This is a genomic window from uncultured Aquimarina sp., assembly GCF_947496855.1.
Taxonomy (GTDB): Bacteria; Bacteroidota; Bacteroidia; order Flavobacteriales; family Flavobacteriaceae; genus Aquimarina.
Window position 1 is genome coordinate 412,101 of sequence record NZ_CANMED010000007.1, and the last position, 16,121, is coordinate 428,221.

The 16,121-nt window shown below is 33.8% G+C and carries 15 protein-coding genes; 5 read left to right on the top strand and 10 right to left on the bottom strand.

The window, feature by feature from the left end; all coding sequences use genetic code 11:
* Positions 1–28 precede the first annotated feature (28 nt).
* Entirely contained in the window at positions 29–1,114 is a 1,086-nt protein-coding gene (locus Q0921_RS21250; protein WP_299260502.1) for a diphosphomevalonate decarboxylase, read from the bottom strand.
* A gap of 98 nt (positions 1,115–1,212) precedes the next feature.
* Here Q0921_RS21250 and Q0921_RS21255 point away from each other — a divergent pair, with 98 nt between their 5' ends.
* Both Q0921_RS21255 and Q0921_RS21260 read left to right on the top strand, forming a co-directional pair.
* The gene (locus Q0921_RS21255; protein ID WP_299260504.1) at positions 1,213–1,686 is read left to right on the top strand and encodes a TspO/MBR family protein; all 474 of its coding nucleotides are present in this window, start codon (positions 1,213–1,215) and stop codon (positions 1,684–1,686) included.
* A gap of 26 nt (positions 1,687–1,712) precedes the next feature.
* Entirely contained in the window at positions 1,713–2,270 is a 558-nt protein-coding gene (locus Q0921_RS21260; RefSeq protein WP_299260506.1) for a TetR/AcrR family transcriptional regulator, read from the top strand.
* Between the two features lie 102 nt (positions 2,271–2,372).
* Here the strand turns inward: Q0921_RS21260 and Q0921_RS21265 are convergent, their stop codons facing one another.
* From Q0921_RS21265 to Q0921_RS21290, 6 genes are all read right to left on the bottom strand, one after another.
* Positions 2,373–3,155, bottom strand: a complete 783-nt coding sequence (locus tag Q0921_RS21265; RefSeq protein ID WP_299260508.1) for a hypothetical protein — start codon at positions 3,153–3,155, stop codon at positions 2,373–2,375.
* Between the two features lie 74 nt (positions 3,156–3,229).
* Positions 3,230–3,787, bottom strand: a complete 558-nt coding sequence (locus Q0921_RS21270) for a DUF1697 domain-containing protein (RefSeq protein ID WP_299260510.1) — start codon at positions 3,785–3,787, stop codon at positions 3,230–3,232.
* On the bottom strand, positions 3,788–4,999 hold the full coding sequence (locus Q0921_RS21275; RefSeq protein ID WP_299260512.1) for an NAD(P)/FAD-dependent oxidoreductase: 1,212 nt from the start codon (positions 4,997–4,999) through the stop codon (positions 3,788–3,790).
* Positions 4,999–5,676 (bottom strand): glycerophosphodiester phosphodiesterase family protein, encoded by a 678-nt coding sequence (locus tag Q0921_RS21280; RefSeq protein ID WP_299260514.1) that lies wholly within the window; start codon positions 5,674–5,676, stop codon positions 4,999–5,001. The genes Q0921_RS21275 and Q0921_RS21280 overlap by 1 nt, the downstream gene beginning before the upstream one ends.
* Before the next feature lie 33 nt (positions 5,677–5,709).
* Positions 5,710–6,273 carry a DUF3575 domain-containing protein gene (locus tag Q0921_RS21285; protein ID WP_299260516.1) on the bottom strand — a complete coding sequence of 188 codons (564 nt, stop codon included), beginning with the start codon at positions 6,271–6,273 and terminating at the stop codon, positions 5,710–5,712.
* An 81-nt stretch (positions 6,274–6,354) separates the two neighbouring features.
* Complete coding sequence (locus tag Q0921_RS21290; protein WP_299260517.1) at positions 6,355–7,533, bottom strand: acyl-CoA dehydrogenase family protein; 1,179 nt, start codon at positions 7,531–7,533, stop codon at positions 6,355–6,357.
* A gap of 391 nt (positions 7,534–7,924) precedes the next feature.
* On the opposite strand from Q0921_RS21290, the gene Q0921_RS21295 reads away from it, so the two are divergent.
* Positions 7,925–8,236 (top strand): hypothetical protein, encoded by a 312-nt coding sequence (locus Q0921_RS21295; RefSeq protein WP_299260518.1) that lies wholly within the window; start codon positions 7,925–7,927, stop codon positions 8,234–8,236.
* A gap of 121 nt (positions 8,237–8,357) precedes the next feature.
* Here Q0921_RS21295 and Q0921_RS21300 read toward each other — a convergent pair whose 3' ends face one another.
* Genes Q0921_RS21300 through Q0921_RS21310 form a run of 3 tightly spaced genes read right to left on the bottom strand, consistent with a single transcriptional unit; the run spans position 8,358 to position 10,147 of the window.
* On the bottom strand, positions 8,358–9,071 hold the full coding sequence (locus tag Q0921_RS21300) for a methyltransferase (RefSeq protein ID WP_299260519.1): 714 nt from the start codon (positions 9,069–9,071) through the stop codon (positions 8,358–8,360).
* Positions 9,072–9,074: 3 nt separating this feature from the next.
* Complete coding sequence (gene rimM, locus Q0921_RS21305; protein ID WP_299260520.1) at positions 9,075–9,599, bottom strand: ribosome maturation factor RimM; 525 nt, start codon at positions 9,597–9,599, stop codon at positions 9,075–9,077.
* A gap of 14 nt (positions 9,600–9,613) precedes the next feature.
* Positions 9,614–10,147 (bottom strand): 30S ribosomal protein S16, encoded by a 534-nt coding sequence (locus Q0921_RS21310; protein ID WP_299260522.1) that lies wholly within the window; start codon positions 10,145–10,147, stop codon positions 9,614–9,616.
* Positions 10,148–10,490: 343 nt separating this feature from the next.
* Here Q0921_RS21310 and Q0921_RS21315 point away from each other — a divergent pair, with 343 nt between their 5' ends.
* Together Q0921_RS21315 and dnaE are read left to right on the top strand one after the other, a co-directional pair.
* A complete protein-coding gene (locus tag Q0921_RS21315) occupies positions 10,491–11,378 on the top strand; it encodes a DUF6252 family protein (RefSeq protein ID WP_299260523.1) in 888 nt (295 codons plus the stop codon).
* A gap of 186 nt (positions 11,379–11,564) precedes the next feature.
* A complete protein-coding gene (gene dnaE / locus Q0921_RS21320; RefSeq protein WP_299260524.1) occupies positions 11,565–15,950 on the top strand; it encodes a DNA polymerase III subunit alpha in 4,386 nt (1,461 codons plus the stop codon).
* Positions 15,951–16,121: the final 171 nt, after the last annotated feature.

Here is a 16,121-nt window from a genome sequence, read left to right on the forward strand (position 1 = left end):
CCAATTTGTCTAACCATTTAGGATAAAGTTACAACAATTTAGCACCTAATCCTATTTTGTCGCAAATATACTGCCCTTTCTGACAATATACAACTAACTCACTCTTAATGAAATCCATCACTCCGTCTTTCTCAGAATCCGGATATAATATATGTACATTTGCACCAGCATCTAGTGTAAAACAGATCTTAGATCCAGTTTCCTTTCTATACTCCCAGATTTTATTAATTACGGACAATGTATTTGGTTTCATTAAAATGAAATAAGGTAGCGAAGTCATCATCATTGCATGTAGCGTCAATGCTTCACTTTCTACAACTTCAATAAACTCGTCTAAATCTCCTGACGTCAAAATATCTTTTAGTCTAATGATATTTTTATTCGCCTGTATAAATCGTTCTGATGAAAAAGGATGACCATGCATTAAATCATGACCAACAGAACTGCTTACTTGCTTCTCTCCTTTATCTACAAGAAGAATAGTATCCTGATAATTAGTAAAATTTGGATGAACATCATATGGAAATTTAATTGCATAAGCATCACTGCTTTCTGCAACCTCTTTGTGTTTTCCCCATACAGTTATAGGTCCTTCTATACTTCTACTAGCGCTTCCTGATCCTAATCTAGACAAAAAAGAGGTTTTTTGTATATATTCTTCATCAGTCATCGCCGGATTTATTTGTTTATCTAATTGCATTAAACAATATGCTAAAGCACTCATACCGCTTGCAGAAGATGCAATACCACTGCTATGTGGAAAAGTATTACTTGTATCTATAACAAACTTATAATGCTTCAGAAAAGGAACATATTCTATAATTCTTTGGAAAAAACTTTGGATTTTTGGCTTGAAATCTGGTTTTGGCTCACCTTCAAAAAACAATTCAAACTGAAAATCTTCAGAAGTATTTTCTAACTTTTCATACTGCAATGTTGTCTCTGTTTTACAAATATCTAAGGTAAAACTTATCGAAGGGTTTTCCGGTAATTGTACTGGTCGCTTTCCCCAATATTTAACTAAAGCTATATTACTCGGTGATGAACAAGAAATAGATCCTCTATCAAGTTTTACTGAAGATATTTTAGAGACAAATTGGCTATAATCACCCATAATGCAAAATTATTTTGGCAAAGATAAGCTGTTAAGTGGTTTTAAAAGTAAGCTAGTAAAAATAAATTGCTATTTTAGTATTTAACTAACTAATCCTAATGAAAAAAAAGTTACTACGAATAGCTGTTGCCTTATTATTATGCCTACTAATAGGTTTTTTAGGCAATATTGCTACTCAAACATCCATTAGTACTTGGTATGTAACTTTAGAAAAACCATCTTTTACTCCGCCTAATTGGCTATTTGCCCCTGTATGGACAGTCCTCTATATTATGATGGGAATAGCAGCAGGAATTGTTTGGAGTAAAGGTTTTTATCATAAATGGGTAAAAACTGCGTTATATCATTTTGGGTTTCAACTTTTACTCAATGCTGCGTGGTCCATTTTTTTCTTTGGAATGCGTAATCCATTGATTGCGCTTGTGGATATACTTGCCCTGTTTATCCTATTATTGTTTACAATCAAGTGGTTCAAAGTTGTAAACTCAACAGCCGCTTACCTACTTATCCCTTACTTGATTTGGGTTGCTTTTGCAACTGCATTAAATTTTAGTATATGGCAACTTAACTAAACCAAGAATGAAGGAATAAAATTTTTATGAACAAAAAGTCAATCGTCTTACAGACAACTTTAGAATTAATTACAAAACAAGGAATACAGGCTACTTCTCTTTCGCAAATTATTAAAGAATCTGGTGTTGCTAATGGAACCGTATATCATCATTTCAAGAATAAAGAAGAAATTATAACAGAACTTTATTTAATGCTTACTCAAGATTTTGGGACTGTTGTTATGCGTAACATCCCTGAAGATGATATTAAAAAGCAGTTTTCAATTATGTGGCTTAATTTATTTCATTATTTCGTGAATAACCCTCTTGCTTTTGTGTTTTCTGAACAAATAGCCCGATCACCAGAAATTCCTCAATCCTTAAAGGATAAGGCTAGACAATATTATGGTGAAATCGAGAATTATTTCAAAACAGGTATTCGCCAAAAAGTATTTAAATCATATAATTCCATGGTCATGGAAGAATTATTTTTTGGTAATGTGGTATCTATTGTAAAAATTCACGAAAACGAAAAAGTAAAACTGCTAGATAAACACATCAATCAAGCTATAGAAATATCCTGGAAGGGATTCTTAAAAGATTAATATTCGTTGATCTTTAAAATTGAATGAATATATCCTGTCGAATAATTATTTGACAGGATATATTGAGTTATAGTTTAAAAAAAAAAAAATCTGGTTGGTGATTTAGTTAAATACCACATTAACACACGAATCTTTATACAAATTCTTGACGGCTGCTTGTATCGCTAGTTTTGGATCTTTTGTCTTACCCACAGGTTTTCCTTTATAATACACCCCTCCATTTCCTTTCCAAGAAAACTCTTCGCTATGAGATTTTATAAGCCTAACTCCATCTTTCCTTGTAATCTGAAAAGATTCTAATTTCTGATCATATTCTAATCCTGCTGGAAAATACACCTCAGTAACAAACTTAGTATCTCCATTCCCATACATATAACAAACACATTCTCCGATATCTTTTGCTTCAGAAACTCTTACCATATTGTTTTGCACAATCCGCCATCTTTCATCAATCTGAATTCCTACCATATCCATTAACATGGTCCCTTTTTCTGCTAGTTTTTTATTAATGAATGATTCAAAACCAACAACAGCCGAGATGATTCCTGCATTATCTTTTTGATTCTGAAAAACAATTTTATCTAAGGTGAGTCTAAAACTATAATTATCATCATTGATAATATCATCTAATTGTGAAGAAACATTTTTCTTATCATAGTTTTTCCTAACTAAAGCACCTGATAAATTAACATAAACGGTATTACCGCTATATTTTTCATCAAATAGATACAAAACATCATTTTTTTTAGCGCCTCTTTGTAGATCGTTAATCTTATTAATATAATCCATCAATAGCTTTTTTATCGGCTCTTCAACGCTGGCCTGAGCAACAAAGGTGCTATTGCAAATAAAAATAATAATAAATGCTAGTGTAATTTTTTTCATAGTTAGTAAGGTAATGGTTAAACCTTTTTAAGATACAAAAATTTACACAGATTTCCGAGAAGTATTAAAACAACTTAATTTTTTAAAAAACTTAATTCCAACAACTTATTCAAAGTCCTAAGGTTTCTAGTCGTTGTTTGGCACTTTAATTTTTTTTCAAAAAAAATATTATTCAGTTTTGTTTTTCCATAACCATTAGCGACAAATAAGTAAATTACATTTTTAGTAATTATAAATTCTTCAGGATCAAAAGATGCTTTAGAAAGTTCTTTTACTGCAAAAGAATCAGGCCGACTACATAGAAGCATGAAGTACATTTTTTTATCATCAATCTGACCACTATCCAGTCTTTTTCTATAAGGGTTTTTCTGAAGAATTTCATTCAGAGTATCATAAGTAATTATTAATATAGGGACATCAAAATCAAATCGTTTCTTGATAGCTGTTTGAATTTTAGCCTGTAAAACATCTATATTACTCGAAGTATCTCTAAAAACAACATTTCCACTTTGTATATATGTTACAACATCGCTAAATCCTAACTTTTCCAGCATCTCTTTAAGGTCAGCCATTTTAATCTTTTTATGACCACCCACATTGATTCCACGAAGTAAAGCGATATATACATTCATTTATTTTGATGTAATAGCCTGAGCAGCAATATAACCACCTGTCCAAGCATTCTGAAAATTAAACCCTCCTGTTATGGCATCTATGTTTAACACCTCTCCTGCAAAATATAAATTCTTATGTTTCTTACTTTCAAAAGTTTTAAAATTTATCTCTTTAAGATCAATTCCTCCTGCTGTAACGAATTCTTCCTTAAATGTGCTCTTGCCGTTTACCCTAAAAACACCTTTGGTCAGTTCTTCTGAAAGCTTGTTGAGTTGTGATTTATTAGTATCTGCCCATCGAGTTGTACTCTCCATACCAGAAGCAGCTACTAAACTTTGCCAAAGTCTTTTAGGTAGTTCAAACTGGGCATATTTAGACACTTGTTGTTTTGAATTTTTATTTTTTAATACTTTGAGCATATTCAATGCTTCTTCTTGGGAATACCCATGTATCCAATTAACAATTATCTCAAAATTATATTGATATGAATTTAACTCTATTGCTCCCCAAGCAGAAAGTTTAAGAATCGCTGGACCACTCATCCCCCAATGCGTAATAAGCAATGGGCCATCACTAGATAATTTGGAATTCTTTACTTGAACGGAAGCATTGGTTGCTATTCCTGGTAAACCTTTAATTCTATTATCTTTTATATTAAAGGTAAATAAGGATGGAACTGCATCGATGGTTTGATGATCCAAGGAATTAAGTTTTGTCCAAATTTTAGGATTACTACCTGTCGCGATCATCAGTTTTACTGTTTCAAAATCCCCGTGACTAGTGATTAGTTTCCAAATCTCTTTTTCTTTAAAAAAATCTTTAACCGAATGATTCGTCAGAACCTCAATACTTAACCGTTTGGTTTCTGACAAAAAACAATCAATAATCGTCTGTGACGAATCAGAAACAGGAAAGATTCTTCCATCCTCTTCTATTTTCAATTCCACCCCACGATGATCAAACCACTCCATAGTATCCCCTGTCATAAAAGTATGAAAAGGTCCTTTTAGTTCTTTCTCTCCTCTTGGGTAATTCTTACTTAAATCATCAGGAATAAACTCTGCATGTGTTACATTGCATCGGCCTCCTCCAGAGATCCGGACTTTAGATAGCACTTCTTTTCCTCTCTCGAGAATAGCTATTTTCAGACTTGGATCTTTTTCTGCTACATTAATCGCAGTAAAAAATCCAGCTGCTCCACCGCCAATTATTAAGAGATCATACTGCATTAAGCAAAATTAGGGAAATCTGTAATGATACCATCAACCTTCCAGGTTTTTGATGATTCTATCTTGGACAGATCATTTACAGTCCAGGTATACACCTCATAACCTTTATCCTTAGCCAAAATAACTTCTTCTTTTTGCAAAGAATAGATGGGTGGATGTACAGAAAATGCTTCTAACGTTTCCGATACATTTAATATGGAAGGGATATTTTTTTCAGTTAGCACTCCTAATTTAAATGTAGAAGTGCTAGATTTTATTTGAAATAACTGAGAGTGATCAAAACTAGATAAGATAAAATGATCATAATCCCATTTCGAATCTTTGATTTGTTTTTCTAAAAGCTCTACAACAGGAATAGCCGTTCCTACTCCTTTTAACTCTATGTTAAGAGTACATTTAGCATTCACAAAATTTAATACTTCGTCGAGAGTAGGAATCTTATATTCTTCTCTAGTTCTATATTTTTTTAATTCTTGTAAAGTAAATTCTGAAACTTTTCCTGTACCATTGGTTGTTCTTTGCAATGTTTCATCGTGGATAACTACAAGTTCCCCTGATTTACATTTATGAACGTCGATTTCTACTCCGTTTACATTACACTTCAAAGCCTCGGCTATAGACTCTAATGTATTTTCGGCAACCAATCCAGCTGCTCCACGATGTCCAAATATCTTCATCTGCTTAAATATTTTTAATCACTTATAAATTAATTAAAAAGCATATCCTATCGTAAATGATAGTATTGGCAACACAATATTATCTGTACGAGTTTGACCATAACCTATACCGCCTTCAAAACCTATATGGAGCCAATCGAAATATGTTCTCTGTATTCCATACGCTAACCCAATTACTGACAGGTCACTTTCATCTCTAAAAAGATCTTCTTCATTACCTTCTAGGTTCTCAAGAAAACCCTTTGTAAAATAATAAGTCCCTTTTAATGCTATAAAATTACCACTGTTTTTGGAAATGTTTTTACCTTTTTCTTCTCTTTGTTTCAGGTTATAATAGTATCGGTACTGACCATCAATTATTGGAAGAATCGCAAAGTTAGTCTCTAAATTTCCATTAAAATCCTCGCTAGATCCAATACCCCATAAAAAACCCGCATTTAATAATAAGGTAGAGTTTTTAGTAATCCCAAATTCAACTTCTGCTCCTGGAGCTAAAAAATTTATTCGAAATTGGACAGATTCTACCTTTGTCATATCCTGAGCAAAAGAGGAACACACAAATAGATTACACACTAAAATAAAAATTACTTTTTTCATTGATTTGATTTTTTGCAGCGGCAAATATCCATAAAAAACGCCTTAGAAAAACTAAAGCGTCATTATTTTAATAACTAAGTATTATTTGAAAGCTGAAATCCCAGTAATATCCATTCCTGTAATCAATAGATGAATATCATGAGTTCCTTCATAAGTAATTACACTTTCCAGATTCATCATATGCCTCATAATACTATACTCTCCTGTAATTCCCATTCCACCAAGAATTTGTCTAGCTTCTCTAGCAATTTTTATCGCCATATCTACATTATTACGTTTTGCCATAGAGATCTGAGCAGTAGTAGCCTTTCCTTCTTCTCTTAAAACTCCCAATCTCCAAGCAAGCAATTGTGCTTTAGTTATTTCGGTAATCATTTCTGCAAGCTTTTTTTGTTGAAGTTGCGTTCCTCCAATAGGTTTATCGAACTGAATTCGTTCTTTAGAGTAACGTAACGCTGTATCATAACAATCCATTGCCGCTCCAATAGCACCCCAAGCGATTCCAAAACGAGCAGAATCCAAGCACCCTAAAGGAGCTCCCAATCCGCTTTTTCCTGGCAATAGGTTTTCTTTAGGCACTTTTACATTATCAAAAATAAGCTCTCCTGTTGCTGAAGCACGAAGTGACCATTTATTATGAGTTTCTGGAGTAGAGAAACCTTCCATACCCCGTTCTACAACAAGTCCGTGGATTCTTCCCTCTTCATTTTTTGCCCAAACCACTGCTATATCGGCAAAAGGAGCATTGGATATCCATAACTTAGCTCCGTTAAGCAAATAATGATCACCCTTATCTTTAAAATTAGTAGTCATGCCGCCAGGGTTCGATCCATGATCAGGTTCAGTAAGCCCAAAACATCCCATAAATTCTCCTGATGCTAGCTTAGGAAGATACTTATTTCGTTGTTCTTCGCTACCGTATTTCCAAATAGGATACATCACCAAAGAAGATTGTACTGAAGCCGTAGAACGAACTCCCGAATCGCCTCTTTCTATTTCCTGCATAATCAATCCGTAGCTAATCTGGTCCAATCCCGCTCCTCCATACTTCTCTGGAATATAAGGACCAAATGCTCCTATTTCTGCTAATCCGTTAATAATTTGATTTGGAAACTCTGCACGCTGAGCATATTCTTCGATGATAGGAGATACATCTCGTTTTACCCAACTACGAGCAGCATCGCGAACTAACTTATGCTCATCTGTTAAGAGTTCATCTAAATTATAATAATCTGGTGCTTCAAAAAGATCGGGCTTCATTATATTTCTTATTTAAGTTTTATACTATTTTCAAAATTATGGCCATTAAACCACTAACAAATGTAATTAATGAAAAAAGAGCAACCAATTTTTTTTGACTTGTTAAAATATAATACAAAACACTAAGGATATCTAATACAATAAAATTTATAATAGCAAAACCACTCATAACAGAAGTACGTCGGTTTTAAATTTTTAAGAATTTGTGGATAAATTCCGCATTTGTAAACTGATTTCTACACATTTTAGATACTCTTAACATTATTAATATTTTATTTAAAAAACTGATAATTAGATAATTATCTCATAAATTGTCATTAAAAATCATATGGCACAATTATTCCTCTATACTAAGCAACGAAATAAAGAATAATTAAAACCTAAGAACAAAATGAAAAATTTATTTGTATTACCAGTAGTAGCTTTTGGACTTTTATTAGGAACGCAAAGTATCAATGCAGAAGAAACGTCTTCTGACGAAACTATAGAGATTACTGCTCAGGAAAAATATATCGAATTAGCTGTTGAAAACTTACCACAACCTGTACTTGACGCTGTGGCAAAAGACTTTGCAGGGGCAACTATAAGTAAAGCTGCCGCTAAGGAAGATGCTTCTGAGTTTAAGTTAGAACTTACTAAAGAAGATGGAGAAGCAGTAGAAGTACATTGTGACGCTGAAGGAAATTGGGTTGCAAAAGACTAATTACTGCAAAAATCTTAAGAGTGTTGATTTATAGAAATATAAATTAAACTTCGTAGAGTGATTGAATTTGGAGAAAAGGAGCATTATTATAATGCTCCTTTTTTTATTTACTTCTCTTCTATTACATTTTAAGGTAAAAATCTCTAGTCAATTCTATATACTCTTTAGTATATTCATGCCTTGTTTTTTCTATAATCAGTTCCTCTGATTCGAAATCCAATTTATCAAATCCGAATAACATCATACTTCTTTTAATCTCAGAAGAAGTATTTCCTTTAACCCTTGTAATTTTTCGAGGATATAACCCTACACTTTTCGCTATATCTATAGCATTATCTTCTTCTTTATAAGGAAGTATGATAGCAAATTTTCCGTTTTCTGACAATAAATGAGATACACCTATAAATAGATGTTGAAATGGTAGGGCGTCTTCAAATCTAGCCGTATCTCGACTTACATTAGTTGTTTTATAATCATCTGTGTAAAACGGAGGGTTACTAATTAGTAAGTCATATTCATCATCTATCTCCTGAAAAAATTCCTGAAAAGAAGCGTGGTAGCAAAACAATCTATCTCCCCAATCCGAGGCTTCAAAATTTTCTACTGCTTGCTCATACGCATCATCATCAATTTCTATAGCATCTATGGTTTCAACATAAGATCGTTGAGCCATCATTAATGCGATAACTCCAGTTCCTGCACCTATATCTAAAATCGAATTTATCTCATTAGATATTGGAACCCAAGAACCCAGCAAAACCCCATCGGTACCTATCTTCATAGCACAACGGTCCTGATGTATCGTAAATTGCTTAAACTGGAATGGTTTAGACATCTATTATAAGTAGAGATCGATCAATCCCTCTGGAGTATTTACAAAAACTGTATTAGTCTCTCTATCGACCTTATCTATAAATTCATCATTCATTGGTATTAGAATCTCAATACCATCCCGATCAATCTCGAAAAGTGCCTGACTTGTGGTATCGTTGATATGCTTAATAACGCCTACCTCTCCAAAAGTACTGTCTATAATTTTAAAACCTATAACTTCGTGAAAATAGAATTTATCTCCATCAAGTTTAGGTAAAAGATCGATAGGCAGATATATTTCTGCTTTCATCAGATCATCTGCATCTTCTTCTGAATCTACATCTTCAAATTTCACACGAAGCAAATCACTTTTATGAAGTGAACTTTTTTCAATAAAAAATGGAACCAGGTTTTTATTATAATTAATAAAAACCGATTCCATTTTTACATAACTTTCGGGCTCGTCAGTATCAAGCTTTATCAACAATTCGCCTTTAAAACTAAATTTGCTTACGATTTTGCCTAGATAGAAGCAATCTTCTTTCTTCATCGTTAGTAATGCAACTATTCTTCCTCGTTGCTAGTTTCTTCATTTGCTTCCGCTTCTGTAGCGTTAGCAGCAGCTTCTTCTGCTTTAGCAGTTGCTTCTGCTTCTGCAGCATCAGCTTCACGCTTAGCATTCACTTCTTTTTCTGCAGCAAGTGCTTTTGCTTTAGCATCAGACTCTGCTTTAGCTAAAGAATCTTTCTTAGCACCAACAGTTCCTTCTTTTTCTTCAACCCAAGCTTTGAATTTTTCTTCAGCTTGTTCTTCAGTCAAAGCACCTTTTCTAACTCCACCAGCAAGGTGGTTTTTCAGCATTGCTCCTTTATAAGAAAGAATAGCTCTAGCCGTGTCAGTAGGTTGTGCTCCATTTTGTAACCATTGCACAGCTCCATCAACATCTAAGTCAACAGTCGCTGGATTGGTATTCGGATTGTAGGTACCTAATTTTTCCAAATATCTACCATCTCTTTTTGATCTAGCATCTGCTGCTACGATCCAGTAAAAAGGCTTTCCTTTTTTACCGTGTCTCTGTAATCTTATTTTAACAGACATAATTAATTAATTTTTGGGTGCTCGACCCCGTTTATAATTTAAGTGCGCAAATGTAATCATTTTTAGAAAATTAGCACTAAAAATAGTTTGTCTTTATTAAGTAACTCAAAGAATCAATTCTATTTCTTGTAAGTTTCAAAAACACAAACAAGTATAAAATACCTACTTAATACATTCTGAAACTCTATTTTTATGTATTTCACCGATGATTATTTGTATTTAATCGTTAAAAAATGAAATTTTTATTCAACAAAAATTGTTTTCTTGAGATTTTAGCCATATGTTTGTCTCGAATATTTAACTATGGTTTTTCCGTAATTAAATTTCTAAAGCCCCCAAGCGTATGATTAAAAAAATTACCCCACTACTAGCAGTAATCTGCTTAATTTTTAATTCTTGCACAAACGATGTAGAATTTAACACACCAGGATTACAAGCTACAATCGACGGAAAATTATTTAGACCTGACATCAGAAAAGCAATTATTCATGATGATGGCACATTAGTAATTGTTGGAAACACTGGCACGGAATCAATAAATTTCACCACCTCTTCTACTAATATTGGAACCTATAGGCTAGAACAGCAAGCCATTAACAAAGTTAGTTTTGAAGAAGATGATGTGAAATTCATCTCAGAAGATGGAGTAAGCAACGGACAGATAGTGATTACAGAAATTTACAACAATCGAGTTTCTGGTAATTTCTATTTTGAAGACTTAAAAGGTAGCAACGGAAAATCTATGAGCTTCAAGAATGGATGGTTTTATAGATTACCTATAGAGAACTTTGTTCCTGAACCCGAAGAAGAAGAGGAAGAAGAAGAAATTATTATAAATATTGAAGAGGAAGAAGAAGATCCTGAAATAAATCCTTGTCTTCTTAATGCATCTCTAACTGCTATGATAAACGGTAACGAAATGATCACAGATGATCACGATGCAATTCCATTCGGAGTAAATAACCCTTCTATTTTTATCAAAGCAAGTAATGAGGATGAAGAAATAGAGATTGTTTTTCCAATAAATGTTGCCGTAGGAACACATTCTTTGACAGGATCTGGAAATTATAGTGCTACTTACAGCTTATACAATGATAAATCATCAGCAATCAGAGGAACACTTACGATAACATCACATGACACTGACTCTAAATGTATCAGTGGTAGTTTTGAATTTACCACAGCAACTGGAATAATTGTCTCAGAAGGATTATTTGATTACGGATATTAACCACAACTCAACTATAGTTCGAAAAGCGTTCACTAATATGATTGGTGAACGCTTTTTTTTTCAAAAAAGCCGAATACCTGATCGTTGATAAATTAGAATAACTTTTAATCAATGAACTTATCATTTTAGTTATTTTTGAAAATCACTTCCACTGGAAGATTAAACTTTCTCGAAACTGATCTTTTTATGTATTTAATTTTTGATACCGAAACAACAGGTTTACCTAAACGTTGGGATGCTCCAATAAGCGACACTGATAACTGGCCAAGATGTATCCAAATTGCATGGCAGTTACACGATGAAATGGGGAATTGTATAGAGCATGAAGATTATTTAGTAAAACCTGAAGGGTTTAACATTCCTTATGACGCAGAAAAAATTCATGGAATTTCTACTGCATTAGCAGAACAGGATGGTATTACATTAGCAGAAGTTTTAGAGAAATTCAATATTGCACTTTCCAAAACCAAATTCGTTGTAGGTCAGAACGTAGGGTTTGATGTAAACATTATGGGGTCTGAGTTTTACAGACTTGGTGTTGAAAACCAGTTACAAGAGCTTCCTGTATTAGATACTTGTACGGAAACTACTGCTAGTTTATGTCAGATTCCTGGAGGTCGAGGAGGGAAATTTAAACTACCTACATTAACCGAACTGCACGAATACCTTTTTGGAGCAGCATTTGGTGAAGCACATAATGCCACTGCAGATGTAGAAGCTACTACTCGATGTTTTTTGGAATTGATCCGCAAACAAGTTTTCACAAAGGAAGAACTAGACGTTCAATCGGATTATTTTCAAAACTTTAAAGAAATAAATCCAGCACCTATACAATTAATAGGTTTAAAACACATAAACCTTAAAAAGGCCTCACAAAAAATCCAAGAGGCACTAGATCAAAAAGGTAGCTCTGATATTTCTCAGCAAGAGATCAAAAAAAACATTGCAGCTCTTGATGCGGTTAACTTTGTACATCTCCACAATCATACTCAATTCTCGGTTTTACAATCCACTACGAGTATTCCTGATTTAGTAAAAGAAACAGCTAAACATAAAATGACGGCGGTTGCAATGACCGATCATGCAAATATGATGGGCGCTTTTCATTTCGTATCTGCGGTCACCAATCATAACAAAAGTGTAAAAGTAGCTAACAAAGAAGCTTTAGAAAATGGAGAAGAACCTACAGGAGTAGAAATAAAACCAATTGTTGGTTGCGAATTTTTTGTTTGTGAAAATCATAAAGATAAATCCAGAAAAGATAACGGGTATCAAATCGTACTACTCGCTAAAAACAAAAATGGCTATCATAATCTAGCAAAAATGTCTTCTATCGGTTTTGTTGATGGGTTCTATTATCTGCCTAGAATTGATAAGGAGGTCATTAAACAATACAAAGAAGACATCATAGTACTTACTGGAAATCTTTATGGAGAAGTTCCTAGCAAGGTATTAAATATAGGAGAAAAACAAGCCGAAGAAGCATTGCTATGGTGGCACCAAGAGTTTGGTGATGATCTGTATATAGAAATCATGCGCCACAATCAGGAAGATGAAAATCGTGTAAATCAGGTCTTAATTGATTTCTCTAAAAAACATAATATAAAAACCATTGCTTCTAATAACACGTATTATTGCGAGAAAGAAGATGCCAATGCACACGATATTCTTTTATGTGTAAAAGATGGAGAAAAACAAGCTACACCAATAGGTCGTGGTAGAGGGTATCGCTATGGCTTACCTAATCAAGAATATTATTTTAAGTCTTCTGATGAGATGAAAAATCTATTCAAAGATCTTCCAGAAGCGATTATTAATATACAGGAGGTTACTGATAAGATAGAACCTTTTGTACTTGCCAGAGATGTATTATTACCAGCCTTTGACATTCCTGAAGAATTTCAATCCGAAGAAGATAAAGCTGATAACGGTAAAAGGGGGGAGAATGCATACCTAAGACACATCACTTATGAAGGTGCAAAAATAAGGTATAAAGAAATTACTCCCGCTATTGATGAGCGACTTGATTTTGAATTAAAAGTAATCGAAAAAACTGGATATCCAGGATATTTCTTAATTGTAGAAGATTTTATTCGTGCAGCAAGAGCTATGGATGTTTCAGTTGGACCTGGTCGTGGATCAGCAGCAGGATCGGCAGTTGCCTATTGTTTATGGATTACCAATCTAGACCCTATCAAATACGATTTACTTTTTGAGAGATTCTTAAATCCTGATCGTGTAAGTATGCCCGATATTGATATTGACTTTGATGACGAAGGCCGAAGTCGTGTAATGGATTATGTAATCGAAAAATATGGATCAAATCAGGTTGCGCAGATAATTACTTATGGTACTATGGCAGCTAAATCTTCTATACGAGATACTGCTCGTGTATTAGATCTTCCGCTCGGGGATGCGGACCGAATTGCTAAATTGATTCCTAATATGTCTAAACTCGGAAAGATTTTTGGAGTAGACGAAGCAACACTGAAGAAAAAATTTAGAAGTGATGAATTAGAAAAAGTAAATGAATTACTAAATATTGCTGAAGGAAGTGACCTTGAAGCAGAAACACTGAATCAGGCAAGAATACTAGAAGGTTCTGTAAGAAATACTGGGATTCACGCCTGTGGTGTGATCATTACACCAGATGATATTACCAAATTCGTTCCCGTTGCTTTAGCCAAGGATTCGGATATGTACTGTACACAGTTTGACAACTCTGTTGTAGAAGATGCGGGACTATTAAAAATGGATTTTCTAGGATTAAAGACATTAACTTTAATCAAAGACACCGTAAAAATTGTAAAAGCTAAACATGATGTAGATCTTGATCCAGAGAACTTTCCTTTGGATGACGAAGAAACTTATGCACTTTTCCAGCGAGGAGAAACTGTTGGTGTGTTCCAATATGAATCTCCCGGGATGCAAAAATACATGAAGGAATTAAAACCCACTGTTTTTGCAGATCTTATAGCAATGAATGCATTGTATCGCCCAGGTCCTTTAGAATATATCCCTAGTTTTATTAACCGAAAACACGGTACTGAAGAAATTATTTATGACCTGGAAGCTTGTGAAGAATATCTAAAGGAGACCTATGGGATCACGGTATATCAGGAGCAAGTAATGTTACTATCGCAAAAACTTGCAGATTTTACTAAAGGTGAAGCAGATGTTCTTCGTAAAGCGATGGGTAAAAAGCAAAAAGCAGTTTTGGACAAAATGAAGCCAAAATTTATTTCGCAAGCTTCTGCCAAAGGTCATGCCGAAGAGAGTCTAGAAAAGATATGGAAAGATTGGGAAGCCTTTGCTGCCTATGCTTTTAACAAATCTCACTCTACTTGTTATGCATGGATTGCCTATCAGACTGCTTATCTAAAAGCTCATTATCCAGCGGAATATATGGCGGCAGTACTGTCTAATAATATGAATGACATCAAACAGGTTACTTTCTTTATGGAAGAATGTAAGCGGATGAAATTAGATGTATTAGGACCTGATGTTAATGAATCTTATCGTAAATTTTCTGTGAACCAAGATGGTGCGGTGCGATTTGGCATGGGCGCGATCAAAGGCGTTGGAACGGGAGCGGTTGCAACTATTGTAGAAAACAGAAAAGAAGATGGACCCTATAAATCCATTTTTGATATGGCAAAACGTATTGACTTACGTGCCGCAAATAAAAAGGCTTTTGAAAGCTTAGCACTAGCTGGAGGTTTTGATTCCTTTGCCGAAACACATAGAGGCCAATATTTTCATCAGGACGGAGACGGAATAACATTTCTTGAAAAAGCCACGAAATATGGTTCTAAGTATCAGGAAAACGAAAATTCTTCTCAGGTAAGTTTGTTTGGAGAAGCCAGTGATGTTCAGATTCCTGAGCCTGTCGTTCCTCCATGTGAAGAATGGGGAACCATGGAAAAATTAGCTAGAGAAAAAGAAGTAGTAGGTATCTATCTTTCTGGACATCCATTAGATGATTTTAAATATGAAATGAAATATTTCTGTAATGGTACGCTTTCAGTTTTTTCTGATTTGGAAAACAACCTTAATAGAGAAGTATCCTTTGGAGGAGTTATAACGGGGGTTGAACATAGAACTTCTAAAAACGGTAAAGGATGGGCTATTTTTAGTATCGAAGATTATACAACAGCTCATGAGTTTAGAATTTTTGGTGAAGATTACCTAAAACATAGGCCTTTCTTAGTACAAAGTACATTTGTATACACCAAAGCGTTTATAAAAGAAGGCTGGGTAAATCGAGATACTGGTAAAAAAGGCGATCCAAGAATACAGTTCAATAGTTTTCAACTACTGCACGATGTGATGGAAACCTATGCTAGAAAGTTAACAATACAATTGGACATCAACGACCTATCCGACAAAAGAATTGATGGCCTTAAAGAATTATTAACAGAGCATTCCGGAAATCACACCTTAAACTTTGTAATATTTGAAATGGCTGAAAAATTAAAATTACATATGCCTAGCAGAAAACAAAAAGTAAATATTTCTCCAGAATTATTGATCGCCTTGGAAAACGATTCTGTGTATTATAAACTGAATTAAAATTTTAAATTAATTTCTACAGCAAAATTAAACATTACTAGATTTTCTATATAGACATATACTCTTCAGTTTACTCCTATAAAAAAACAAAAATATCTACTTTACATGTTAGTTGCCTAACACATGTGAAATTTTCACACGTTCTTAAAAAGTGAGAAAATATAATAATTA